General features: G+C 70.5%; 14 protein-coding genes and 1 pseudogene. 4 read left to right on the top strand and 11 right to left on the bottom strand.

What is annotated here, in order from left to right; translation table 11 throughout:
- Positions 1-85: 85 nt before the first annotated feature.
- From OHN19_RS26250 to OHN19_RS26240, 3 genes are all read right to left on the bottom strand, one after another.
- On the bottom strand, positions 86-5059 hold the full coding sequence (locus OHN19_RS26250; protein WP_330266548.1) for an NAD-glutamate dehydrogenase: 4974 nt from the start codon (positions 5057-5059) through the stop codon (positions 86-88).
- A gap of 776 nt (positions 5060-5835) precedes the next feature.
- The gene (locus tag OHN19_RS26245; RefSeq protein WP_330266547.1) at positions 5836-6501 is read right to left on the bottom strand and encodes an HAD family hydrolase; all 666 of its coding nucleotides are present in this window, start codon (positions 6499-6501) and stop codon (positions 5836-5838) included.
- A 78-nt stretch (positions 6502-6579) separates the two neighbouring features.
- Positions 6580-7095: a DUF6912 family protein gene (locus OHN19_RS26240; protein ID WP_330266546.1), complete on the bottom strand. Its 516-nt coding sequence runs from the start codon at positions 7093-7095 to the stop codon at positions 6580-6582.
- Positions 7096-7403: 308 nt separating this feature from the next.
- Here OHN19_RS26240 and OHN19_RS26235 point away from each other — a divergent pair, with 308 nt between their 5' ends.
- Entirely contained in the window at positions 7404-8258 is an 855-nt protein-coding gene (locus OHN19_RS26235; protein WP_330266545.1) for an Rv3235 family protein, read from the top strand.
- 282 nt (positions 8259-8540) lie between these two features.
- Here the strand turns inward: OHN19_RS26235 and secA are convergent, their stop codons facing one another.
- Positions 8541-11381 (bottom strand): preprotein translocase subunit SecA, encoded by a 2841-nt coding sequence (gene secA / locus OHN19_RS26230; protein ID WP_330266544.1) that lies wholly within the window; start codon positions 11379-11381, stop codon positions 8541-8543.
- 271 nt (positions 11382-11652) lie between these two features.
- Between secA and OHN19_RS26225 the strand changes: the two genes are divergently transcribed.
- Positions 11653-12225: a GNAT family N-acetyltransferase gene (locus tag OHN19_RS26225; protein ID WP_330266543.1), complete on the top strand. Its 573-nt coding sequence runs from the start codon at positions 11653-11655 to the stop codon at positions 12223-12225.
- Positions 12226-12292: 67 nt separating this feature from the next.
- On the top strand, positions 12293-13480 hold the full coding sequence (locus OHN19_RS26220; protein WP_330266542.1) for a winged helix-turn-helix domain-containing protein: 1188 nt from the start codon (positions 12293-12295) through the stop codon (positions 13478-13480).
- On the opposite strand, the gene OHN19_RS26215 is transcribed toward OHN19_RS26220, so the two are convergent.
- The 7 genes and pseudogenes from OHN19_RS26215 to mtnA form a co-directional block, all read right to left on the bottom strand.
- Positions 13466-14212 (bottom strand): response regulator transcription factor, encoded by a 747-nt coding sequence (locus OHN19_RS26215; RefSeq protein ID WP_330266541.1) that lies wholly within the window; start codon positions 14210-14212, stop codon positions 13466-13468. The two genes, OHN19_RS26220 and OHN19_RS26215, sit on opposite strands and share 15 nt — an antisense overlap.
- Before the next feature lie 202 nt (positions 14213-14414).
- A complete protein-coding gene (gene hpf, locus OHN19_RS26210) occupies positions 14415-15107 on the bottom strand; it encodes a ribosome hibernation-promoting factor, HPF/YfiA family (protein WP_330266540.1) in 693 nt (230 codons plus the stop codon).
- A 1335-nt stretch (positions 15108-16442) separates the two neighbouring features.
- Positions 16443-17162 (bottom strand): annotated as a pseudogene (locus tag OHN19_RS26205) (ComF family protein); the annotation flags it as partial.
- Between the two features lie 424 nt (positions 17163-17586).
- On the bottom strand, positions 17587-19431 hold the full coding sequence (locus OHN19_RS26200) for an LpqB family beta-propeller domain-containing protein (RefSeq protein ID WP_330266539.1): 1845 nt from the start codon (positions 19429-19431) through the stop codon (positions 17587-17589).
- Positions 19421-21505 (bottom strand): MtrAB system histidine kinase MtrB, encoded by a 2085-nt coding sequence (gene mtrB, locus OHN19_RS26195; RefSeq protein ID WP_330266538.1) that lies wholly within the window; start codon positions 21503-21505, stop codon positions 19421-19423. Before mtrB ends, OHN19_RS26200 begins: the two co-directional genes overlap by 11 nt.
- Position 21506: 1 nt before the next feature.
- Complete coding sequence (gene mtrA / locus OHN19_RS26190; protein WP_187283109.1) at positions 21507-22196, bottom strand: two-component system response regulator MtrA; 690 nt, start codon at positions 22194-22196, stop codon at positions 21507-21509.
- A 124-nt stretch (positions 22197-22320) separates the two neighbouring features.
- Positions 22321-23469 (bottom strand): S-methyl-5-thioribose-1-phosphate isomerase, encoded by a 1149-nt coding sequence (gene mtnA, locus OHN19_RS26185; RefSeq protein ID WP_330266537.1) that lies wholly within the window; start codon positions 23467-23469, stop codon positions 22321-22323.
- A gap of 140 nt (positions 23470-23609) precedes the next feature.
- Between mtnA and OHN19_RS26180 the strand changes: the two genes are divergently transcribed.
- Positions 23610-25079, top strand: a complete 1470-nt coding sequence (locus OHN19_RS26180; protein WP_330266536.1) for a hypothetical protein — start codon at positions 23610-23612, stop codon at positions 25077-25079.

The following is a 25079-nucleotide window of genomic DNA, read 5'->3' as shown; positions in this document are numbered from 1 at the left end:
ACTGAGCTACGACGACGAGGGCGCCCGGGACTTCACCGTCCCGGGCGCCCTCATGGTCGTAGGCCCGAAGAAGGGGCCGTAGGCCTTACGAGTGCTGTCGCAGCAGCGTCCTCATGGTGCGCATCGCCACCGAGAGGTTGGCGAGGTCGAAGGCGTCCGAGCCCTGGATCTCCTCCAGGGTGACGCGCGCCCGGCCGAGGATGGCGGCGTTCTTCTCCTCCCATGCCTTGAAGCGCTGTTCGGGCGTCGAGGTGCCGTTGCCGACCGCGAGGACGTCGGCCGTCAGGGCCGAGTGGGCCGCGTAGAGGTCCTCGCGGATCGACGCGCGGGCCATGGACTGCCAGCGGTCGGCGCGGGGCAGCTCGATGATGCGGTCCATGAGCTGGGTGATGTGGAGCCGGTCGGCGAGGTCGTAGTAGACCTCGGCGACGTCCATCGGGTCGCGGCCCATGCGGTCGGCCACCGAGACGATGTCCAGCGTCGGGAAGGCGGAGGAGAACCCGGCCACGCGGGTGGCGAGTTCGTCCGGCACACCGGCGCCGCTCAGCTCGTCGTAGATCTTCTGGTACCACTCCAGGTCCGCGCCCCGCAGCAGCTTCGGCAGCTGCGACCACACCAGTTCGACGCGGTCGCCGAAGAACTCGACGGTCTCGGCGAGCTGGAGCGGCTGCGGCCGGTTGTTGAGCAGCCAGCGCGTGCCGCGCTCGACCAGGCGCCGCGAGTGCAGCCGGATCCGGGTCTGCACGGCGGCCTCGACGCGGTTGTCGAGGGACTCGACGCCGTCCCAGACCACGCCGGAGCGGAAGATCGCGCGGGCCACGGTCTGCGCCCGGACGATCTCCTCCAGGGACGCTCCGGTCTCCTCGCGCAGGCGGTGCAGATAGGTCGTACCGCCGGTGTTGACCGTGTCGTTGACCAGGACGGTGGTGGTGATCTCGCGGTGCAGCGGGTGGCTGTCGATGTGCTCGGGGAACTGCTCGCGCAGCGCGGTCGGGAAGTACGCGTGCAGCAGGGTGCGCAGGTACGGGTCGTCCGGCAGGCCGGTGTGCAGGAGTTCGTCGGCGACCGTGATCTTCGTGTACGCCAGCAGGACCGCGGTCTCCGGGCTGGTCAGGCCCTGGCCCTGGGCGAGGCGTTCGCGGATCTGGCGGTCGGTGGGCAGGAACTCCAGGGCCCGGTCGAGGTGGCCCTCGCGCACCAGGTGCTTCATGAAGCGCTGCTGGGCGTGGAGCATGTCCTTGGACTGGGCGAGCGCGTTGGCGATGGCGGTGTTCTGCGCGTAGTTGTTGCGCAGGACCAGGCGGCCGACCTCGTCGGTCATCTCGGCGAGCAGCTTGTTGCGCTGCTTGACCGTCATGTCGCCTTCGGTGACCAGGCCGTTGAGCAGGATCTTGATGTTCACCTCGTGGTCGGAGGTGTCCACGCCGGCGCTGTTGTCGATGGCGTCGGTGTTGATCTTGCCGCCGTGCAGCGCGAACTCGATCCGGCCGAGCTGGGTCAGGCCCAGGTTGCCGCCCTCGCCGACGACCTTGACGCGCAGGTCGGCGCCGTCGACGCGGATCGGGTCGTTGGCCTTGTCGCCGACGTCCGTGTGGGTCTCGGTGGAGGCCTTCACATAGGTGCCGATGCCGCCGTTCCACAGCAGGTCCACCGGCGCCTTGAGGATGGCCTTCATCAGGTCGGCCGGGGTCATCTTGGTGACCTTGTCCTCGATGCCGAGGGCTTCGCGGACGTGGGCGTTGACGGGGATGGACTTGGCGGTACGGGGGAAGATGCCGCCGCCGGTCGAGATCAGCTCCGTGTTGTAGTCGGCCCAGCTGGACCTCGGCAGCTCGAAGATGCGGCGGCGCTCGGCGTAGGAGGTGGCCGCGTCGGGCTTCGGGTCGAGGAAGATGTGCCGGTGGTCGAAGGCGGCGACCAGCCGGATGTGCTCGGAGAGCAGCATGCCGTTGCCGAACACGTCACCGGACATGTCGCCGATGCCGACGACGGTGAAGTCCTCGGACTGGGTGTCGACGTCCAGTTCGCGGAAGTGCCGCTTGACGGACTCCCAGGCGCCGCGGGCGGTGATGCCCATGCCCTTGTGGTCGTAGCCGGCCGAGCCGCCGGAGGCGAAGGCGTCACCGAGCCAGAAGTTGTACGACTCCGCGACCCCGTTGGCGATGTCGGAGAAGGTGGCGGTGCCCTTGTCGGCGGCGACGACCAGGTAGGTGTCGTCCTCGTCGTGCCGTACGACGTCGGCGGGCGGGACGACCTCACCGGCGACCATGTTGTCGGTGATGTCGAGGAGCGCCGAGATGAACGTCTTGTAGCTGCCGATGCCCTCGGCCAGCCACGCGTCCCGGTCCACGCTCGGGTCCGGGAGCTGCTTGGCGACGAAGCCGCCCTTGGCGCCGACCGGCACGATGACGGTGTTCTTCACCATCTGCGCCTTGACCAGGCCGAGGATCTCGGTGCGGAAGTCCTCCCGCCGGTCGGACCAGCGCAGGCCGCCGCGCGCGACCTTGCCGAAGCGCAGGTGCACGCCCTCGACGCGCGGCGAGTACACCCAGATCTCGAACGCGGGGCGCGGGGCCGGCAGGTCCGGGATGGCCTGCGGGTCGAACTTCATGGAGACGTAGTCGTGCGGCTTGCCGCCCGCGGCCTCCTGGAAGAAGTTGGTGCGCAGGGTCGCCTTGATGACGGTCAGGAAGGACCTGAGGATCCGGTCCTCGTCCAGGCTCGCGACCTGGTCGAGCGCCGCGTCGAGCTCCTCCAGGAGGGCGTCGACGAGTTCGTGGCCGGCGCGCTGGCGGTCCGGCGACATCCGCGCCTCGAACAGGGAGACGAGCAGCCGGGTGGTGTGGACGTTGTGGCGGAGGGTGTCCTCCATGTAGTCCTGCGAGAACGTCGAACCGGCCTGGCGCAGGTACTTGGCGTACGCCCGCAGCACCATCGCCTGACGCCAGCTGAGCCCGGCGCTCAGCACCAGGGCGTTGAAGCCGTCGTTCTCCGCCTTGCCGGTCCAGGTGGCGGCGAAGGCCTCCTGGAAGCGCTCACGGCCGTCGTCGCCGAGGTAGTCGCCGCCGCCGTTCTGCGACTTGGGCATGCGCAGGCCGAAGTCGTAGATCCAGGCCACGCTGCGGTCCGAGCAGCGCAGTTCGTACGGCCGCTCGTCCGTGACCTCGACGCCGAGCCGGGTGAGGACCGGCAGCACCGCGGACAGGGAGATGGCGTCACCCTTGCGGTAGATCTTGAAGCGGCGCTCCTCGGGGGCGGAACCGACCGGCTCGTACAGGCTCAGGGCGAAGTCGTGGCCGTCGGCCCCGCCCTCGGCCCCGGCCTCGGTGAGCTTCTCGATGTGGACGAGGTCGGCGACCGCGGAGCGCGGGGTGTGGTCGGCCTTGTAGCCCTCGGGGAAGGCGTTGCCGTAGCGGCGCGACAGCTCCGCGGCGCGCTCCTCGCCGAGCTCGGCGTTGAGCGCCTCGGCGAAACCGTCGGCCCAGGAACGGGCGGCCTCGACCAGCCGGGTCTCGATGCGCTCCTTGTCGCTGTCACTGAGCTGCGGCAGCTCGGTGCCCTGCGGGACCCGGACCACGAAGTGCAGCCGGGACAGGATCGACTCGGTGTTCCAGGCGGTGAAGTCGACGCTGATGCCGTCGAGTTCCTCCTTGAGGATGTCGATGATCCTCAGGCGCACGCCGGTGGTGTAGCGGTCGCGGGGCAGGTAGACGAGGGCCGAGTAGTAGCGGCCGTACTCGTCCTGGCGCAGGTACAGACGCAGCCGCCGCCGCTCCTGGAGGTACAGGACGGAGGTGGCGATCGACTCCAGCTCGTCGGCGGGGGTCTGGAAGAGCTCGTCGCGCGGGTAGGTCTCCAGGATCTGGAGCAGGTCGCGGCCGTCGTGGCTGTTGGGCGAGAAGCCCGCCCGCTCCAGCACCTCGTCGACCTTGCGCCGGATGACCGGAACCCGGCGCACCGATTCGGTGTAGGCGGCGGAGGAGAACAGACCGAGGAAACGCCGCTCGCCGACGACATTGCCGGCCGCGTCGAACTTCTTGACACCGATGTAGTCGAGGTACGACGGCCGGTGCACGGTCGCCCGGCTGTTGGCCTTGGTCAGCACGAGGAGGTTGTGCTCACGGGCCTTGGCGCGCGCGTCGGCGGGCAGCCGCTCGAAGGACGGGCTGACCGGGTGGCCCTCCTCCCCGGCGTGGTGCGGGTCGGAGCGCAGGATGCCGAGGCCGGTGCCGGGGACGGCCGCGAGGGAGTCGTCCTCGCGGAGCTGGTACTCCCGGTAGCCGAGGAAGGTGAAGTGGTCGTCGGCCAGCCAGCGCAGCAGCTCGCGGGCCTCGTCGATCTCCATGTCGCGCAGATCGCTGGCCACGGGCTCGGCGGGCAGTTCGTCGGCCATCCGCAGGGCCGCGTCCCGCATCTTCTCCCAGTCCTCGACGGCCTCGCGGACATCGGACAGGACGCGCAGCAGATCGGCGGTGATCTGCTTCAGGTCCCCGCGGTCGGTCTCGCGGTCGATCTCGACGTGGATCCAGGACTCGGTGTGCGCGTCGTGCGGGAGGTCACCGGCCGGCGGCACGGTGAGGATCTCGATCAGCCTGCCGGTGAGGTCGCGGCGGACGACGACCTGGGGGTGGATCACGACATGGATGCCGCGTCCCTGCCGGGTCAGTTCATTGGTGACGGAGTCGACGAGGAAGGGCATGTCGTCGGTGACCACCTCGACGACCGAGTGGGTGCACGTCCACCCGTTCTCCTCCACGGTCGGCGTGTGGACCCGCACGTTGGCCGTGCCCTGCGGGCGGGTCTCGCCCAGCCGGAAGTGGGAGAGGGCGGCGCCGTAGACGTCGATCGGGTCGCGGTCCGTGAGGTCTTCCGGAGCGGTGTGCAGGTAGTAGCGCTGGAGGAACGCGAGCACGGTCTCGCTGTCCGGGGTGTCCGGGGTGCGGGGAGTGTCCTCGTCGGTCGTCCCAGTCGGTAGGTGCCCCCCGACCGGGCTGTTCTCAGCTACCCGGGCGGCCCTCTCGAGCAGCTCGGCCTTTGCTTCGTCCAGCTTGGTCTGCATTGTCCTCTGACTCCTGTCGCGCGCCGTTGCGTGACGTAGAAGGAAGTACGGTCTCTTCTCCTGCGGCTCGCCGCCACGGCCCGGGGTCTCCGGTCTGCTTCGACGCTATGCCGCAGGGTGAGATGAGCGGGGGGATATCAGCCATTCTCGACACGCCCGACAGGTGTGACGCTGCTCTCTGCCGCGTCGCTGACGAGGGTGTACGCGGCGTCATGAGGGCCCTTACGACCCCGTCCCGCCCGCGAGGACCAGCGGCCGCCGCCCGGCCACGGAGGTGTTCCGTGCGAACCGGGCGCAGGGCGGAGGCCACAGCGCCCCCGCGAACTATCGCGCTGATCACGCCACCAAGGCTATCGCTCCTTACAGGGGGGTCGTCATGAGCCGTATGTGTACAAAACCGGGGGTGGAAGTTTGACAGTCTGCACAGGGGCGCAAGCGACGAACCCACCGTAAGAGGACACGCCGTCCGACATACCGTCCGCCGTACAGCGGACCGCCCGCCGCCCCCCGCCGCGAGGCCTGTGGCCCTCCAAGGCGCCGCCGCCCCAGCTACGGGCTGCCCGGTGGCCCTCCAAGACACTCGTCCGAGCTGCGGGCAGTCGTGCCGCTGGGGCGGCACGGGTGGGCGCAGCGGCACCCGCCCAGCGGCGGCGAGCGAAACCCACCCCCGGCCGACAGCACCCAGGGCACATCTCAGTCACCCGGCGCTACGGCACCCGGCACTCAGCACCCGCCACCCGGCACCCGGCACCCGGCACCCGACCGACCTGACCCCGTCACCCCGCTATGCGCTCAGCCTCCGCCACCGCCTCCGCCAGGGTGTCCACCACCGGCACCCCCACCCCCTCAAGACTGGCCCGACTGTGCGATCCCCCCGTGTACAGCACAGCCCGCGCCCCCACCCGCATCGCCGCCACCGCGTCATCCGCGGCGTCCCCGATCACCACGGTCCGTGCAGCGTCCACCCCCACCAGCGCGGCGAGGTGCCGCTCCATGTGCTCCGCCTTGCTGCCCCCCGAGGGCCCGGTCCGCCCGTCCACCCGCAGGAAGTGCGCCTCGATCCCGAACCCGCGCACCAACGGCACCAGTTCGTCATGCACGTACATGCTGAGGATCGACTGGCTGCGTCCGGCCGCTCCCCACCCCGTCAGCAGCTCCACCGCCCCGTCGGTCAGCCGGCACGCCACCCGGTGCTCGGCGTAGTACCGATGGAAGGTCTCGTCCATGACCTCCCACTCGGCATCGGTGGGCAGCCGCCCCAGCAACCGCTCGTAGAACTTCGGCACCGGCACGCAGTACAGCGCCCGGTACTGCTCCATCGTGATCGGCGCCAGCCCCAGCTCACCGAACGCCGCGTTCGTCGCCCCGATGATCGCGTCGTTGTCGTGGAACAGCGTGCCGTTCCAGTCCCAGACGATGTGCGCCCCTGTCAGCATCCCCATGCCAAAAACGTACCCGCCCCCACTGACAATCAAGAGACCAGCAGGTCACCGCAGGTGAAACCGCCCGCAGGACAGGGCTCAGCCGCCCCATCCCACCAGGTTGGGAATCTCCTGCGTCGCATACCACAGCAACTCGTGGTCCTCGGCCCCGTCCACGACGAACTGCGCGTCGTCGTCCCCGCCGTCCGCCGCCTCCAGCGCGTCCACGGCGGCGGTGACGTCCTCCTCCGCGTCGTCCGAGTCGACGTGGACCGCCGCGGCCTTGGCCAGCTTCACCGTCCCGGAGACCCGCACCTCACCGAGCGCCGCGGGGTCCAGCGCCCGGTCGGGGTCGGCGACCGCGGCCCCGTCGGCCACGTCCACGGCCACCACGACCCGGCGCCGTACGGCTCCGGCGTCCGCCGCGAGCAGCCGCAGCGAGGCGAGCGCGGCCCGGTTCAGCGCCGCGTACTCCAGTTCCTCGATGTCGTCGGAGAGGTACCACTCACGCAGGGCGGGTGTGACGGCGTAGGCGAGGAGCGGCTCGGCCCCCAGCTCACCCGTCTTGTACGCCTCGGCGAGACCGGGGAGGGTCAGGGGGACGTAGACGCGCATGGCTGGCCGCTTTCGTGGTCGGAGAACGTGATCGGAGGGGCTCCGCGAAGGCCTTCAGGATACGTGCGGGCGTCCCCTTTCGAGTCCCTGCCCAGCCTCCGTGAGGCGTCCACCCCGCTCCCGGAATTCACCCGCCCCACCCCCGAGATCATGGGCTTCCAACCCCTCTCATCACCCTGATAGGTGAAGATTCCGGCCGCCCGACCCGGTCCTCGGCTTCCTTGCCGTCGTGACCCACGGCCCCGTACAAGATCTCCAAGCACGAAGTTACCGCTCGGTACTTTCCGGGCTCGCAGAACGGGGATCCCATGAACAAGGTCATGACCAGGGCCCAGCACCACTCCGGCACCCGCCCGCCGGCCCGCCGTGACTCCCGCCGCCCCGGTGGCACCCCGCCCCGCACCCCCGGCGGCAGCACCCCCCGCACGGCCCCGGGCGACGGCCGCCCACCGGGCTCCCCCGGCAACGGCACCCGCGCCCGCACCGGGCCTGTGGACAACCGCCCGCAGAGCGGCCCCGGCCGGAGCGGCACGTCACCCACCAGCCGACCCGGCACCACTCACGGCCGCCCCACGACCACCGTTACACCGGCCACAACCACCGGCACCGCGGCCGACGACGCGGGCAGCACGACCACCACCAGCAGCACCCCGTCCCGAGCCACAGCCACGCTCACCGGCACGCCCACCACGAGGCCCCTCCCCCGCACCGCAGCCGCCACAGCGCCCGGCACCACCACGCACCCGCACCCCACCCCGGACGTCACCCCGGAGGCCACCCCACTCGTTCCGCACCAGACCCCCCGCCGCCCGCTCGTCCCCCAGCCCCGCCCCACCGACCGTTTCGCCGACCTCCTCCTCACCGTCCTGAGCGGTCAGCGCCCCGTCCACTCGATGCTCCGGCACACCGCGGGCCGCGCCTACGACGAACTGGCCTGGCTGGCCGAACGCGGCCCCTTGCGCACCCGCGGCACCCGCCCCGTCGTCCGCGACATCGGCTACTACGTCCCCCGCGCGGGCGCCGTCGAGGCCTTCGCCCGCATCGGCGCCGGCGACCAGGTGCGCGCCATGGCCTTCCGCCTGGAACAGGGCCAGGACCTCCGCTGGCGCTGCACAGCGGTCGAACTCGGCGGCCCCCGAGCCCCCCGCCCGGACGACGACTGACGCCCCCGGGAGGGGAAGCCTCTAGAAGGCCCCTTGAGGCCCTGATAGCGCGGGGAGGCCGCACCCTCCCGCCCCACCGCACGCCGAAGGGCCGGACACCCTCAAGTGACCCGGCCCTTCCACCGCCACAGCACCCTCAGGCACCGCGGCCTCAACTCACCCCGGCAACCAGGCACCGCAGCCTCAACGCACCACCGACGCCCAGGCACCGCAGCCTCAACCCGCTACAGCATCCCCGGCACCGTCAGCCCATCCGCTACGACGCCCATCGCACCGCAGGAACTACTTCTTGCGCCGCCCCCGACCACGGGACTGCTTCCTGCGCTCCGCGCGCGTGAGGCCGTCCGCCTCGGAGCGCACCGGCTCGTCGTCGTCGGCGAACTCGCCCTCGACGACACCGCCCTCGCCGTCCACGGTCGGCGCGGAGAAGTGCAGGTCCCGGCGCTGCGGAGCGTCGAGCCCCTTCGCACGGATCTCGGGACGCGCGCCGGCCTGCGCCGGAACCGCGTCCTTCTTGTCGAGCGACGGCGCGGTGTCCTCGACGGGGACCTCCTCGACCTGCTGCTCGACCTGGACCTCCAGGTTGAACAGGTAGCCGACGGACTCCTCCTTGATGCCCTCCATCATCGCGGTGAACATGTCGAAGCCCTCGCGCTGGTACTCGACCAGCGGGTCCTTCTGGGCCATCGCGCGCAGGCCGATGCCCTCCTGGAGGTAGTCCATCTCGTAGAGGTGCTCACGCCACTTGCGGTCCAGGACCGACAGCACGACCCGGCGCTCCAGCTCACGCATGATCTCGGAGCCGAGCTGCGCCTCACGCGCCTCGTACTGCTCGTGGATGTCGTCCTTGATGGACTCGGAGATGTACTCGGCGGTCAGACCCGCGCGGTCGCCCGCGGCGTCCTCCAGCTCCTCGACGGTGATCTTCACCGGGTAGAGCTGCTTGAACGCGCCCCACAGCCGGTCGAGGTCCCAGTCCTCGGCGAAGCCCTCGGCGGTCTCCGCCGCGACGTACGCGTCGATGGTGTCGTCCATGAAGTGCACGATCTGCTCCTGCAGATCCTCGCCCTCCAGGACGCGGCGCCGCTCGCCGTAGATGACCTCGCGCTGCCGGTTGAGGACCTCGTCGTACTTCAGGACGTTCTTACGGGTCTCGAAGTTCTGCTGCTCGACCTGCGACTGGGCGGACGCGATCGCGCGCGTGACCATCTTGTTCTCGATCGGCACGTCGTCCGGGACGTTCGCCATCGACATCACGCGCTCGACCATCTGGGCCTTGAACAGCCGCATCAGGTCGTCACCCAGGGAGAGGTAGAAGCGGGACTCACCGGGGTCGCCCTGACGGCCGGAACGACCGCGCAGCTGGTTGTCGATACGGCGCGACTCGTGCCGCTCGGTGCCGAGCACGTAGAGGCCGCCGAGCGCCTCGACCTCTTCCTTCTCGGCCTTGACGGCCTGCTCGGCCTTCTCCAGGGCGGCGGGCAGGGCCTGCGCCCACTCCTCGATGTGCTCCTCGGGGTCGAGGCCGCGCTGGCGCAGCTCCGCGTCGGCGAGGTCCTCGGGGTTGCCGCCGAGCTTGATGTCGGTACCACGGCCGGCCATGTTCGTGGCGACGGTGACCGCGCCCCTGCGGCCGGCCTGGGCGACGATGGTCGCCTCACGGTCGTGCTGCTTGGCGTTCAGCACCTCGTGCTGGACGCCGCGCTTGGAGAGCTGCTGGGAGAGGTACTCGGACTTCTCGACCGACGTCGTGCCGACGAGGATCGGCTGGCCCTTCTCGTGCTTCTCGACGATGTCGTCGACGACCGCCTCGAACTTCGCGACCTCGGTGCGGTAGATCAGGTCCGACTGGTCCTTGCGGATCATCGGCCGGTTCGTCGGGATCGGGACCACGCCGAGCTTGTAGATCTGGTGGAACTCGGCGGCCTCGGTCATGGCCGTACCGGTCATGCCGCACAGACCGGGCTGTTCCTTGCCGTTGTGGTCGTGGCGCTTGTAGAGGCGGAAGAAGTTCTGGAGGGTGATCGTGGCGAGGGTCTGGTTCTCGTCCTTGATGTCCACCCCTTCCTTCGCCTCGATCGCCTGGTGCATGCCCTCGTTGTAACGGCGGCCGGCGAGGATACGGCCGGTGTGCTCGTCGACGATCATGACTTCGCCGTCCATGACGACGTAGTCCTTGTCCTTCTTGAAGAGCTCCTTCGCCTTGATGGCGTTGTTCAGGTAGCCCACCAGAGGGGTGTTCACCGACTCGTAGAGGTTGTCGATGCCCAGCCAGTCCTCGACCTTGCTGACACCGGACTCGTGGATGGCGACCGTGCGCTTCTTCTCGTCGACCTCGTAGTCGCCGGTCTCCTCGATGCCCTTGAGGGGGTTGCCCGCCTCGCCCTTCTTCAGGCGCAGGACCAGCTTGGCGAAGTCGCCGTACCACTTGGTGGCCTGGTCGGCCGGGCCGGAGATGATCAGCGGCGTACGGGCCTCGTCGACGAGGATGGAGTCGACCTCGTCGACGATGGCGAAGTTGTGGCCGCGCTGGACGAGTTCGTCCTTGGACCACGCCATGTTGTCGCGCAGGTAGTCGAAGCCGAACTCGTTGTTCGTGCCGTAGGTGATGTCGCACGCGTACTGCTCGCGGCGCTGGGCGGGCGTCATGTTGGCGAGGATGCAACCGACGCTCAGGCCCAGGAACTTGTGGACGCGACCCATCATCTCGGAGTCACGCTCGGCCAGGTAGTCGTTGACCGTGATGAGGTGGACGCCCTTGCCGGAGATCGCGTTCAGGTACGCGGGCAGGGTGCCGACGAGGGTCTTGCCCTCACCGGTCTTCATCTCGGCCACATAGCCGAGGTGCAGGGCGGCGCCGCCCATGATCTGCACGTCGTAGTGGCGCTGGCCCAGGGCGCGCTTGGCACCCTCGCGCACGGTGGCGAACGCCTCGGGCATCAGGTCGTCCAGGCTCTCACCGTCGGCGTACCGCTGCTTGTACTCATCGGTGAGGGCCCGCAGCTCGGCGTCGGAGAGGTCGACGAAGTCCTCTTCGATGGAGTTGACCTGGTCCGCGATGCGGTGCAGCTTGCGCAGGATCTTGCCTTCGCCTGCACGCATGATCTTCGAGAGGACGGACACGGGGGTTGGTCTCCTTGCCGGTCGGGCCTGGGACGGTCGGTTTCCATTTCACTTACTGAGCAACGGCCATCGTATGCGAGGACCCCACCACGCCGGGAGGCCTGCCGGGTACGCCGACCGTCAGCTCTTTCAAATCTGCTTCAAAGGTGACAACGGACGGGGAACGCCGATGGTGCCGCGTCCCGCTCACGAATTGCGCGAATTGTGATCGCGCGCTCACTCACAGCAAAACTGATGGCGCCTTCACCGAACACCTGAGCAGAATCAGCCGATGGACCCCGTCACCCTCACCACGGACCGCCTCCTGCTGCGCTCGCCCGGCCCGCAGGACACCGCGACCGTGCTCGCCGCCGTGCAGGACCCCGACATCCTGCGCTGGACGACCATCCCCTCGCCGTATCTGCCCGAGCACGCCCAGGGCTTCACCGAGCAGTTGGTCCCGCAGGGCTGGGCCAACGACACGATGTTCACCTGGGGCCTCTTCCTCCCCGAAGGGGAGGACCTGGTGGGCATGCTCGGCCTGACCATGCGGGGGCCGGCCATGGCCGAGATCGGCTACTGGGCCGTGAAGGAGCACCGCGGCCACGGCTACATCACCGAGGCCGTCCTCGCCGCCTCCCGCTGGGCCGTCACCGACCTGTCCGTCGACCGCGTGGAGTGGCGCGCGGAAGTGGGCAACGAAGCCTCGCGCGCGGTCGCGGAGCGCGCCGGTTTCGTCGTCGAGGGCGTCATGCGCTCCGGGATCGCCCACCAGGGCATCCGCCGGGACTGCTGGATCGGCGCGCTGCTCCCCTCCGACCTGGGCCTGCCGTCGACAGCGCAGTACCTTCCCGCGCCTCGGTAGCCCCCCGTCCCGGGTGGAACCGCAGGTCACCCCGCACTGTCAGTGCCGACCTCTATCGTTCGGACCCATGACGACCCCGCGTCCCACCACCGACCTCTCGGCCGACGAGGCCCGTCGTATCGTGCTGCGTGCCCAGGGTTTCCTGGGCACGCCCGACCGGCGGGCCGGAGTCCGTGGTGTCCTCCGCCACCTCGGCGCGGTCCAGCTCGACACCATCTCGGTCCTCGCCCGCTCCCATGAGCTGATCCCGTACGCCCGCCTGGGCGCGGTGGGCCGCAAGACGGTGGAGAACGCCTACTGGACGGACACGCACGCCTTCGAGTACTGGTCGCACGCGGCCTGCATCCTCCCCATCGAGGAGTGGCCCCACTTCGCCTTCCGCCGCCGCGCCTACCGCAGCCGTCCGCACTGGAACCACCAGCTCCCGGAGGGCACCTACGAGCAGGTCGTCAAGCAGCTGCGCACCGAAGGCCCCCTCACCGCCACGGAGTTGGGCGGCGCGAAGAAGACCAGCGAGTGGTGGGACTGGTCCGGCACCAAGGTCGCCGTCGAACGTGCCCTGATGTACGGCGAGGTGGTCTGCGTGGAGCGCCGCGGCTGGAAGCGGGTATACGACCTCGCCGAGCGCGCCGTCCCGTCCGACCTGCTCCATGACGAGCTGGACGACACCGAGTGCGTACGCCGACTGGTCCGTCTCGCCGGCCAGTCCCTGGGCGTCGGGACCCGCGCGGACATCGCCGACTACCACCGCCTCAAGGGCGAGCAGGTCGATGCGGTGATCGCCGATTCCGGCCTGGTACCGGTCACCGTCGAGGGCTGGGGCAAGCCGGCCTGGGCCGACCCCGCGGCCCTGGAGACCGTCCCGCGCGGTCGCCACCGCACCACCCTGCTGTCCCCGTTCGACTCCCTGATCTGGGAACGCGCGCGTACGGAGCGGATCTTCGGCTTCACCCACCGCCTGGAGGCCTACGTCCCCAAGCCCAAGCGGATCCACGGCTACTTCGCGATGCCGGTACTGGCCGGTGGCCGTCTCGTCGGCCGCGTGGACCCGGCCCGCGAGGGCGGCACGCTGGTGGCCAGGCAGGTCAGCCTGGACGGCCCGAAGGCGGTTCCGGCGGTGGCGCAGGCCCTGGTGGAGGCGGCGAGCTGGGTGGACTGCACGGACGTACGCGTGGAGCGGGTGGACGCTCCCGAACTCCGCGAGCCCCTCGTGAAGGAGCTCGCGCTCCGCGTGAAGGAGCTAGCGGATCTCTAGGATCTTCTCGCGCATCGCGTAGACGACGGCCTCCATCCTGGAGTGCAGCTGCAGCTTCTCCAGGATGTTGCGCACGTGGTTCTTCACGGTGTTCTCGGAGATGAACAACTCCTTGGCGATATCACGGTTGTTCATCCCGGTGGCGACGAGCTTGAGGACCTCCAGCTCCCGGTCGGTCAGCCGCGGCGCGGGCACGAGGCGGCGCTCGTCCGTCCGCTGGATCATCGACTTGAACTCGGTGAGCAGCTTCGACGCCATGGAGGGGCTGATCTGCGACTGCCCGTCGGCCACGGCGCGAATGGCGGTGGCGACCTCGTCCGTCGAGATCTCCTTGAGGAGGTACCCGGTCGCGCCGGCCTTGATCGCGTCGTAGAGGTCGGCTTCCTCGTCACTGATCGTCAGCATGATGATCTTGGCGCTGGGCGCCACCTCCTTGATGGAGGTGCAGGCCTCGATCCCGCCTCGCTTGGGCATCCGGACGTCCATCAGAACGATGTCCGGCAGCAGGTCGGCGGCCTTGTCGACGGCCTCCGCGCCGTCACCCGCCTCACCGACGACCTGGATGTCCTCCTCGGCCGCGAGCACGATCTCCAGTCCACGCCGGAAGAGCGCATGGTCGTCCACGACCAGGACCCGGATGGGTTCCTTGCGTGGGGAGCCCACGTCCGTGCCCATGTCGACGACGCCGTCGTCGGCGCCCTCGCCGCGCAGCGGTCCGAAGCTGTCCGCCATCGTTCCTCCCCCTGAAGGCTGTGGCTGGTCCTGTGCCATCGCCAACCCAAGGCAACGGCCCACCGGTTGGGCCGGTACGGCCATGATTCCATGCCCGGACGACAGTGAGGTGACAGAGCGAGGCGCGAAACGGTCGCACGCGGGTGCCCCTGGGGGCGCACACGCGCTCCAGGGGCACCGGCTCAGCTGTCATCCGGGAGGGTCAGCTTCCCGTCGTGCCGCCGGGCGCGGGAGAGTGCGCCCGGGCGACCATCGGGTCCGTGCTCAGGTGGATGACGCCGTAGTCGTAGGCGTGTCGCCGGTAGACGACACTCGGTTCCTTGGTCTCGGAGTCGACGAACAGATAGAAGTCGTGCCCGACCAGCTCCATCTCGTAGAGCGCCTGGTCGAGGGTCATCGGGGAGGCGACATGGGTCTTCTCGCGGACGACGAGGGGGCCTTCACCCTTGATCTCCAGCGAGCCGATCTTCTTGGTGGGTACGCCCTCCGGCTCTTCCTCGTGCACGGGGTGGCCGTTGCCGTTGAGCGTCGCCGCGTCCGGAACGTGGTCCGGGACCTCCGCCGCCGTGAGTCGTCGTGCGCCGCGCCGTGTGTGGCGCTTGTCGTGCTGCTTGCGCAGCCTGGCGTCCAGCTTCTCCGCCGCCAGGTCGAGTGCCGCGTACGGGTCGCTGGCTGCCGCTTCCGCCCGGATCACCGGACCGCGGGAGCGGAGCGTGATCTCCACTCGGTCACAACGGTCGGCCTGTCGGGGGTTCGGCTCCTTGGACACCTCGACGTCGAGGCTGATCACCTTGCCATCGAGCTTCTGGATCTTCTCCAGCTTCAGCTTCTCGGCCACGTGCTTGCGGAACCGCTCGGGCACCTCGGTCTTGCGGCCCTTGACGACGATGTCCACGCAGAACTCCGTTCCCGGATCGCTCCGCCTCGATGCGGAGCATCTCCCTTTTGCACCAGGCTCCGGTGAGCCCCGGAACCTCGGACTCGGTGACTTCCACCTCCTCCCCCGCGGGCAAGATCTCCATTCCACCGTCGCGGGTGATGGTGGAAAATCCCGCGGCACGGCATTCGGATTTGCGAGGTGTGGCCTGCGCCTTTCTCTCACAACCGAACATATCTCGCCCGGACGGATGTCGTCACCCTCTACCGCGGCGTACCTCCGTTCAGGTGAATTGGTCCTCTCGCAACCTGCAACGATGCAACTTCGCAGTCAGTTCCGGTTTATTTCGAAAGAATCAGGCGGGGCCGCGACCACAGCCGCGCAGATCACGTCACGGACGCCAACGGCGCCCGCCGCGGCCTCCAGGCAGCGCTCCCGGGCCGTGTCCTCCTCCGTCCCTGCGGCCATCCGTTCCCCCATGCCTTCCCGAGTTGCAGCCGTGTACACGACGCGCATCCCGTCACTCCCGCATCCACCCACTTCCCGCACCCCGCGAGGCCCACTCAGCTCCCGCTGCCGTCCACTACGGGACCAGTCCGACTCCTGCTGCCGTCCGCTACGGGACCGGTCCGACTCCTGCTGCTGTCGCCCCCGGAGCCCGCCCGGATCCGGCTGCCATGGGCCGTACCGCCCAGCTGTCCGGGGAGTCGCACGCGGAGCAGACCGGCCACCCGTCTCCGACTGCCCATGAACACCCCGCCCATCCCTCACCGCCCGCGCTCGATCACGCCAACCATCCATCGCCACCTGCGCGTCAGCACTCCACCCCTCCACCTCCGACCGCCGCCGCCCGGTCCGGGCACCCGCTTCCGACCGCCCATCGCCGCCCGCACCCGACTCCGACTCCGACTGCCGACACCCAGCCCTCGCTCCTGGCTCCGGCCGCCGATCGCCGACCCCCGCGCCGGACTCCGAGTGCCGATACCCGACCCCCGCACCGGACTCCTGCCGATCCCCGGCCACCGCACCCGAATCCGGCCGTCGACACCCAGCGCCCGCCCCCGACTCCGCCAGCCGAAGCCCACCGCGCCCGCCCGGCGGAGCACCCCCTGCACCCACCCCCTGTTGCCGTTGATCACGGCTCTCGACCGCCACCTGTTCACCGCGAGACGCGACCTGGTCCCCGCGAAGCCCGTCCTGCCCCCCGCGCACCCCGCCCCGTCCACCGCGCACCTCGCCCCGTCCACCACGACCCCCGCCCTGTTCCCCGCGAAACCCGCCCTGCTCCCCACGACCCCCGCCCCCCGAACCGCCGTACCCCACACGTTCCCTCTCCCGCGCCTCCCCGACAGCCCGCGCCGCCTCCGCCAGGGACGCCCCCGTCGTCATCAGGTCGTCGACCAGCACGACCAGGCCTCCGCACAGCAGCCGCCCGCCACCCGGAACCACCGTCAGCGCCCCGGCGAGGTTGTCCATCCGCTGCCGGGAGTTGAGCCCCGACTGGTCGGCCACACCCCGTCGCTGCCGCAGGACGGCCACCACCCGCGCCGGCATCCCCGCCCGCCGCAGCTCCCCCGCCGCCGCAAGCGCGATGCGCCGGGCCGGATCATGCCCCCGAGCCCGAACAGCCCGCCGCGCGGACGGCACGGGAACGAGCAGCACGGGCACTCCGGGCCCCCCGCCCCCAAGGGCGGCATCCGACCGCGCCCCACTCCCGCCCCTCTGCCCCGACCCCAGTGACCACTCCGGCGCCCAGCCCCCACCATCCGGCTCACAGACCTCCCGCACCCCTGCCCACACCGCCCCCGCCAGCGCCGATCCGAGCGGCCCCGCGAGCCCCAACGCCCCTCGCTCCTTGTGCGCCAACAGCACCGCCCGCACCGCATCCTCATACCGAGCCGCCGCGTGCACGACCGGCAGCCCGGACGGCTCCGGCGCCGGTCGCACCCGGCGCGGTGCGGCCCCGTACAGGGCGGCACGGCACTCAGGACACAGCGCCGTGCGAGGCCTCCCGCAGCCTCCGCACTCGGCCGGCAGCACCAGATCGGTGAGGTCCTGCCACCACCCCCGCATGCCCACCACTGTGCCAATGCCGGAGCCGCCCCGACCACCCCTGTGGATAACCCCCTGTGGAAAACCCCGCCCTCTATACGAACAGCAGTTCCCACCTCAAATAGCGACCCCATACAAGCAATCGCCCCGCCCCCCGAACAGCCCGCCATTCAGCCCCGAAACAACGAGAACGCCGAATCCGCGCCACCCTCAACGAATCCGCCCCACCCCGGAACAACAAAAGGAGCGGCCACCCCACCGGGTCTCCCCCGGCAAAAGCAGCCGCTCCGGACAACACGGTCCCCGTCAGCAAGATCTCAGCAACGCATGCCCCGGCACCCCGCGCCCAGCACCCCGCCCCCCGGCACCTCTGCGTGTCACCCCACCCCCAGCACCTCCACGTCACCCACCCTCATCGCCCCCGCGGTCACTCACACGAGTCGCGTCACCCCGGATAAACCGGCGCCGTCCCGTCCGCGTCCACCTTCTGCCACTGCGCCCCGGACGGCAGCCGTACGATCCCGTCCTCCGAGTACGCCACCAACGGCATCTCGTCGTCCTCCGACGCGGCGATCTCCTTCACGCCCGTCAGCGCGGCCGGCGGCGGCCCCTCGGGCGTGGAGCCGTCGACCTGGACGTACCGCGTCTGCTGCACTCCGCCCTGCTCGCGCCCGACCACCACGAGCCTGCTGTCGCCGGCCCAGGACATGGTCGTGACCTCTTCCAGCTCGGGCGTCGTGGAGCGCAGTCCCCGCACCGAGACGCTCCGCGCGTCCCCGGTCCTGCCCTCCCGCTCGATCCGGCCGACGAACAGTGACTGCTTGCCGCCCTTCTCGACGACGAGCGCGATCCGCACCCCGTCCGCGGCCACCCGCACATCCTTGATCCGCCCGTCCAGCCCGGGCGTCTCCACCGTCAGCGGCTTGCCCGCGCCCTCCTTGAACAGCAGCAGCCGCGGATCGGCGGGATTCCGGTCGGCCACCCACAGGTCGCCCTCGATGTCCCAACTCGGCGTGGTCAGCGGGGCATCCGCCGTCTTGCCGCCGCTGATCAGCACGGGGTCCCCGAGCGATCCGCCCGACACCAGGGACCCGACGTACAGCGACTTGCCGTCGAGACCGACCCCGGCGGCCATGTGCTCGTCCCGCGAGACGGCCACCGACCGCAGGTCCTTGTCGCCGTCGCCCAGCGCGCCCGGCACCGCCAGCGGCTTCGCCTTCGTACCGCCCTCTTCCGGGACGGCAGGCGTCCGTACCAGCCGATGCGCACCGTTCACGAAGTACAGGTACTGCGGCTTCACGACCGAACCGCGCGTGGCGACACCGTTGGCGTCGTTCATGCCGACCGTGCACAACATCTTGCGGCCCGCCTGCAGGTCGACCGTCTCCACGGCCGGAGTGAGGTTCTGCAGGGTGAACAGCAGCTGACCGGCCATGGCTTGGCACCGGTCCGGACTGACGTGCGCGGCCTTGTCGTTGAGCGGCACCGTCAGCGCGCCCCGGTCGTCGGGAGTCAGCGACGAGGCCCCCTTCTGGAGGGTGGTACCCGTGGGGAAGCTGGTCCTGACGACGGGGTCGAGCCAGCTCGTCGGCCCGCTGAGCAGGGACCGCACCACCTGCGTCACGGGGTCCACCCGCTCCCGCACATACACCGGGTCGGCGACCGCCACGGTCTGCGGAGCCGTCGGCGCCTTGGTGTCCGAGGCGAAGTAGTACTTGTTGACGGACACGTAGTTGCGCTGGAAGTCCGACCTCCCCATGACGACACCCTGCGGAGGGGTGTCGATCCGCCACTGCTTGGTCTTCTTGTCCTGCACGAGGTGCACGGTCTCGCGGTACTCACCGGACGTCGGCGTGTACGACTGCTGCGCGTCCACCACGGCCACCTTGGTGCCGATCAGCGTGAACCACGTGCCGTCGGCCTGCTCCCGGTCGGCGGGCCGCACTATGTCGGCACCGGGGCCGTCGTCGAGCACCGTGGTGGACACCCCCGGCTGCCACTTCTTCTGCGCGGCGGGGGTCAAGTACCTGCGGGCCGTCTCATAGTGGGGATCGTCGCTGGTCAGAGCCTCGAGGAAGCCCTGCACGATGTCCGTGGGCTCGGCGTCCTCCTGCGGCGGCATCGCGAACACCCGCACCGGCGTGTCCTGCCGCGGCGTGGAATCCACCCCGCGCAGATCGCCGCTGTCCGGCATGGAGGCGCACCCTGCCAGCAGTACGACCCCGCACGCGGCGTACGCCAGCGCGCGCCCCGGCGTGCGCCGGCCGCTCCTTTCGCGGTCAGCGTCCACGGAAGGCCTCCCCCTGCTGTTCGTACGACTCCCGCGACCCGCCGTCGGGACGGCTCGCAGCCCCACCGCTGCCCGCGTCGCCACCCCCCGCAGCACCGCCGTCCCGCGTGGACGGCCGCGCACTCGACGCGGGCCGCGGCACCACACGCGAGCCATTGCCCGGCAGCGCCGTCGGATCGGCCGTGGGTGTCACCGCGCCCGGACGCGGCGCTATCGGATCCCGCGATGTCACCGGGCCGCTCGTCGGCTGGACCGGCACAGTGGCGGTCTTGTCCGCACCCCCGCGCGGCAGACCGGCGTCATCAAGTCCGCGATTGCGCCGCGAGTCCTTGGGCTCCAGCGGTATCGGCGAGCCCCTCAGCGGCTCGTCGGCCGTCCTGGGCAGCGTCAGCCGGAACTGCGAACCGCCGCCCGGCTCACCCCATGCCTGGAGCCAGCCACCGTGCAGTCGCGCGTCCTCCAGTGCGATGGACAGCCCGAGGCCCGTACCACCGGTGGTACGCGCGCGTGCCGGGTCGGCCCGCCAGAAGCGGCTGAACACGCGTGTGGCCTCGCCGGGCTTGAGCCCGACGCCGTAGTCGCGCACCGCGACCGCGACCGCCCCGCCGGCCGCCGCCAGCTTGACGAGGACGTCCTTGCCCTCGCCGTGCTCGACGGCGTTGACGACGAGATTGCGCAGCACCCGCTCGACCCGCCGGGCGTCGGCCTCCGCGACGACGGGCTGCTGATCGCCCAGCACCCGGATCGTCGTGCCCTTGCGCTCGGCGAGCGGCTCGGCCCCGCCGACCACCCGCCGCACGACCTCCCTGAGGTCTATCGGCTCGGCCTCCAGAGCCGCCGCGCCCGCGTCGAACCGGCTGATCTCCAGCAGGTCCGCGAGCAGCGTCTCGAACCGGTCCAGCTGGTCCGCGAGCAGCTCCGCCGACCGCGCGGTCATCGGATCGAAGTCCTCGCGCGCGTCATGGATCACGTCCGCGGCCATCCGTACGGTCGTCAGCGGCGTCCGCAGCTCGTGCGACACGTCCGACACGAACCGCCGCTGCATCCGCGACAGGTCCTCCAGCTGCTGGATCTTCAGCTGAAGGTTCTGCGCCATCTTGTTGAAGGCCTCACCGAGACGCGCGATGTCGTCCTCACCGGTGACCTTCATCCGCTCCTGGAGCCGCCCGGCGGACAACCGCTCCGCGATCCCGGCCGCCATCCGCACCGGCGTGACGACCTGCCGCACCACGAGCCAGGCAATGGCTCCGAGGAGTACGACGACGAAGAGCCCGGCGGTCGCCAGGGTGCCCTTGACCAGGCTGAGCGACTTCTCCTCCTGGGTGAGCGGGAAGAGGTAGTACAGCTGGTACGGGTCCCCGTTGGGGTCGTTGACCTGCTTGCCGATGACCAGGGCCGGCTGGGACTCCTGGCCGGTGTCGTAGGTGATGCGGGTGTAGCTCTGGGCGGCGGTGGTACTGGCGTCGACCTTCGCGCGCAGCGCCTCGGGCACGCTGGCCGTCGGGTCGACGTCACCGGAGGCACGCGGTCCGCGCCCGCTGCCGCTGTCGCCGCCGACGGGCAGGGTGACCACGTCGAAGGCGCCCTGGCCGCCGCTGGAGAGCGAGTAGACGAGGTTGCTCATCCACTCGATGACGAACTGGTCGGACTGGTCGTCGGCCGCCGTGGCCGCGTCGTCGGTCCCGGCGCCTGCCTCGTCCGCCTTCTGCTTGGCCACCGCGAACCCGCCGGTGGCCTGGCTCTGCGAGGCCTTGACCTTGGCGTCGAGCAGGCCGTTGCGCACCTGCCCGATGACGACGAAGCCCAGCAGAAGGACCACACCGAGGGACATCAGCAGGGTCGTGGCGACGACCTTGAGCTGGATGTTGCGCCGCCACAGCCGCATCACGGGCAGCAGCGGCCGACGCACCCAGCGCATGAAGAGCCTCAGGACCGGGCTGCCCTGGACTCCGCCCTGCAGCAGCCCGCCCTCGAGGAAACGTCCCCAGCGGGAACCCGCCGACGTCCGCCCGACAGGCCGCCCCGCACTCGCCCCGGTCCGCCCGGGCGACGAAGCGGCACTGTCTCCGGACATGTCAGCTGGGCCCTGCCTTGTAACCCACACCACGGACGGTCACCACGATCTCCGGCCGCTCCGGGTCCTTCTCGACCTTGGAGCGCAGCCGCTGTACATGCACGTTCACGAGCCGGGTGTCGGCGGCGTGCCGATAGCCCCACACCTGCTCGAGCAGCACCTCACGCGTGAACACCTGCCACGGCTTGCGCGCGAGCGCGACCAGCAGGTCGAACTCCAGCGGCGTCAGCGCGATCGACTGCCCGTCCCGCTTCACGGAGTGCCCGGCCACGTCGATGACCAGATCCCCGATGGCAAGCTGCTCGGGAGCCGGCTCCTCCGACCTCCGAAGCCGTGCCCGGATCCGAGCCACGAGCTCCTTCGGCTTGAACGGCTTCACGATGTAGTCGTCGGCGCCGGACTCCAGCCCCACGACGACATCGACGGTGTCGCTCTTGGCCGTCAGCATCACGATCGGCACCCCGGACTCCGCCCTGATCAGGCGGCACACCTCGATACCGTCCCGTCCGGGCAGCATCAGGTCCAGCAGCACCAGATCCGGCTTGGCCTCGCGGAACGCTGCCAGCGCCTTGTCACCGTCGGCTACGAAAGACGGCTCAAAACCTTCACCACGCAGCACGATGCCCAGCATCTCGGCAAGTGCGGTGTCGTCGTCGACGACAAGGACTCGTCCCTTCATAAACGACATCATCCCATTCTCGTAACAGTGACCGGGGCGCTGGTGAGGGAGGTCACTGACCTGTGACGATAGTCGTATGGGGTCGCTACTGTCTGCGGTTCGTGCCTCGGCGGACCGCGTCGTCCCCGTTCCTCGATCAGCTGATCGTCACCTGCCGGGCCCTGGCACACAGCTCAGCAAGTGCCTCAGTGGTCACCGGCGACACCACGCCCTCCTCTGTCACGATCGCCGTCACCAGCTCCGGCGGTGTCACATCGAAAGCCGGGTTGTAGGCCTGTGTACCCAGCGGCGCCACCGGAATCCCGCCGCCGGCCCCGCCTCCCACCACCGGCACCTGGGGCGCCGCGATCTCGGTGACCTCGTGCCCGGCCCGCTGCTCGACCTCGATCGACGCCCCGTCCGGCGTGTCCGGATCCACCGTGGTCAGCGGTGCCACCACGATGAACGGCACATGGTGATACCGCGCGAGCACGGCGAGCGGATAGCTCCCCACCTTGTTCGCCACCGAGCCGTCGGCAGCGATCCGGTCCGCGCCGATCAGCACCGCGTCCACCTCCCCGGCCGCGAACAGCGAGCCCGCCGCGTTGTCGGTCAGCAAGGTGTACGCCATTCCGCTGCGCGCCGCCTCGTACGCCGTCAGCCGGGCGCCCTGGAGCAGGGGACGCGTCTCGTCCACCCACAGCCGCCGCAGCCGCCCCGCCCGGTGCGCCGCGAGAGCCACGGCGAACGCCGTCCCCTCGCCGCCCGACACCAGCGAACCGGTGTTGCAGTGCGTCAGGATCCGGTGCCCACCACCCGGCAGCAACTCGTCCAGCAGCGTCAGCCCGCGCTCGGCCATCGCCGCGCTGGCCGCCGCGTCCTCCTGGTGCAGCCTGCGCGCCGCCGCCAGCACCGCCGCGGCCGCCTGCTCCTGATCGCCGCTGCGGGCGAGCTCGGCCCGGTAGGCGTCCTGCGCCCTGCGCACCCCGACCGCCAGGTTCACCGCGGTCGGACGCGCACCGGCCAGCACGGTCGCCGCCTCGTCCACGTCGAACCCGCGCGCGGCGGCGAGCGCGACCCCGTACGCCCCCGCGATCCCGAGCAACGGCGCCCCGCGCACGGCGAGCGACCGGATCGCCTCCACCAGCGCGGACGCGTCCGTGCAGACCAGTTCGACCTCCTCGGCCGGCAGTCTCGTCTGGTCGAGAAGCACCAGTACGGGACCTTCTGGTGGCTCCTCCCAGCGGATCGCCGGTATCTCGGTGGGCTTGCTGTCCTCGCCGGTTTGCGCGTACTGATCAGCCATGCCGTCAGTCTGCCCCTTGTCCGGCGGAGTATTGAAGGTGTGCAGCCCCTACCGCGGCTGGTCCTTCGTCCGCCACCCCATGGCACGATGGCTGCCAACCTGCCGCCGCGACCGCGGACGGGCACCGTGAAGGAGCGACGATGAAAGACACTCCGGGCTGGGCCTCGCCCGGATCCGCCCCGTCCGACGGCCACGAGCCCGGCACGTCCGGCCCCACCGAGCCCGGCACGTCCGGCCCCACCGAGCCCGCCGGCGCGAAGCCCGCCGAGCCCGCCGCCGGCCCCGACATCACCAAGCCTTCCGCCGGCCCCGACACGGTGAAGCAGGCCGCCGACAGCGCCGCGGCGGCGCCGGCCGCCCCCGACGCGGCACAGCCCACCCAGCATCCGACGGACCCCTCGCAGAACGCCGGCCCGAAGTGGTCCCAGGAGCAGCCGCCACCCGCCCAGTGGTCCGCGCCCACGGGCCCCGCCGCTCCCGGCCAGGCCCCTCCCCCACCCCCTCCCGGCCCCGGAGGCTGGGGATCCCCGCCCCCTGCGGGCCCGCCCGGAGGCCAGGGCCCTCAGCCGGGCTGGGGCGGCGGCTACGCAGGTCATCCCGGATACGGCGGCTGGGGCGGCCCCCCGCCCGCGGCCAAACCCGGCGTGATCCCGCTGCGCCCGCTCGGCGTGGGCGAGATCCTCGACGGCGCGGTCTCCACCATGCGCACCTACTGGCGCACGGTCCTGGGCATCTCGCTGACCGTCGCGGTCGTGACCGAGGTCCTGGTCATCCTGCTCCAGGGCTTCGTCCTCAACGACAGCACCGGCACCGAGGGCCTCAGCGACCCCAGTGCCAGCGCCGACGAGGTGACCCGCGCCCTGGGCGAGAGCCTGCTCGGCACCTCGGTCGTCCTCCTGATCTCGCTGATCGGCACGATCGCCGCCACCGCACTGCTCACGACCGTCACCAGCCGGGCCGTGCTCGGCCGCCCCGTCACCACCGGTGAGGCGTGGCGGGACGCCCGCCCGCAGGTACCCAGGCTGTTCGGCCTGATCTTCCTCCTGCTGCTCATCACCTTCGGCGTGCTCACCGTGGGAGCGCTGCCCGGCATCCTCGTGGCCGTCGCGGGGTCGGACGGAGGCGGTATCGCCCTCGCCGTCCTGGGCGTCCTCGGAGCAGGTGTCGTCGCCGTGTGGCTGATGATCCGCTTCTCCCTGGCCTCGCCCGCGCTGATGCTGGAGAAGCAGAGCATCACCACGTCGATGAAGCGCTCCACCAAGCTGGTCCGCGGCTCCTGGTGGCGGGTTCTCGGCATCCAACTGCTGGCCGCGATCATCTCGAACATCGTCGCGGCGATCGTCGTCCTCCCCTTCAGCTTCCTCGCCGCCGCCCTGAGCGGCGAAGGCCTCAGCGGTTTCGTCGACGGCACCGGCGACCTCGGCTGGACGTTCCTCATCATCAGCGGCATCGGCTCGGTGATCGGCTCCATGATCACCTTCCCGATCTCGGCGGGCGTCACCGTGCTCCTCTACATCGACCAGCGCATCCGCCGCGAGGCCCTCGACCTCGAACTGGCCCGCGCGGCCGGCGTCCAGGGCTACGGCACCGGCACCACTCCCGGGAGCTGA

Source organism: Streptomyces griseorubiginosus (assembly GCF_036345115.1).
In the GTDB taxonomy this organism is placed as follows: domain Bacteria; phylum Actinomycetota; class Actinomycetes; order Streptomycetales; family Streptomycetaceae; genus Streptomyces; species Streptomyces griseorubiginosus_C.
Note: the sequence above shows the minus strand (reverse complement) of the source record. Positions and strands in the feature narration are given on the sequence as shown.

What these genes read in the sequence shown, in the direction of transcription:
- OHN19_RS26250 (WP_330266548.1), bottom strand. Translation starts at nt 5,059, where the DNA reads ATGCAGACCAAGCTGGACGAAGCAAAGGCCGAGCTGCTCGAGAGGGCC.
- OHN19_RS26245 (WP_330266547.1), bottom strand. Translation starts at nt 6,501, where the DNA reads ATGGGGATGCTGACAGGGGCGCACATCGTCTGGGACTGGAACGGCACG.
- OHN19_RS26240 (WP_330266546.1), bottom strand. Translation starts at nt 7,095, where the DNA reads ATGCGCGTCTACGTCCCCCTGACCCTCCCCGGTCTCGCCGAGGCGTAC.
- OHN19_RS26235 (WP_330266545.1), top strand. Translation starts at nt 7,404, where the DNA reads ATGAACAAGGTCATGACCAGGGCCCAGCACCACTCCGGCACCCGCCCG.
- OHN19_RS26225 (WP_330266543.1), top strand. Translation starts at nt 11,653, where the DNA reads ATGGACCCCGTCACCCTCACCACGGACCGCCTCCTGCTGCGCTCGCCC.
- OHN19_RS26220 (WP_330266542.1), top strand. Translation starts at nt 12,293, where the DNA reads ATGACGACCCCGCGTCCCACCACCGACCTCTCGGCCGACGAGGCCCGT.
- OHN19_RS26215 (WP_330266541.1), bottom strand. Translation starts at nt 14,212, where the DNA reads ATGGCGGACAGCTTCGGACCGCTGCGCGGCGAGGGCGCCGACGACGGC.
- mtrB (WP_330266538.1), bottom strand. Translation starts at nt 21,505, where the DNA reads ATGTCCGGAGACAGTGCCGCTTCGTCGCCCGGGCGGACCGGGGCGAGT.
- mtrA (WP_187283109.1), bottom strand. Translation starts at nt 22,196, where the DNA reads ATGATGTCGTTTATGAAGGGACGAGTCCTTGTCGTCGACGACGACACC.
- mtnA (WP_330266537.1), bottom strand. Translation starts at nt 23,469, where the DNA reads ATGGCTGATCAGTACGCGCAAACCGGCGAGGACAGCAAGCCCACCGAG.
- OHN19_RS26180 (WP_330266536.1), top strand. Translation starts at nt 23,610, where the DNA reads ATGAAAGACACTCCGGGCTGGGCCTCGCCCGGATCCGCCCCGTCCGAC.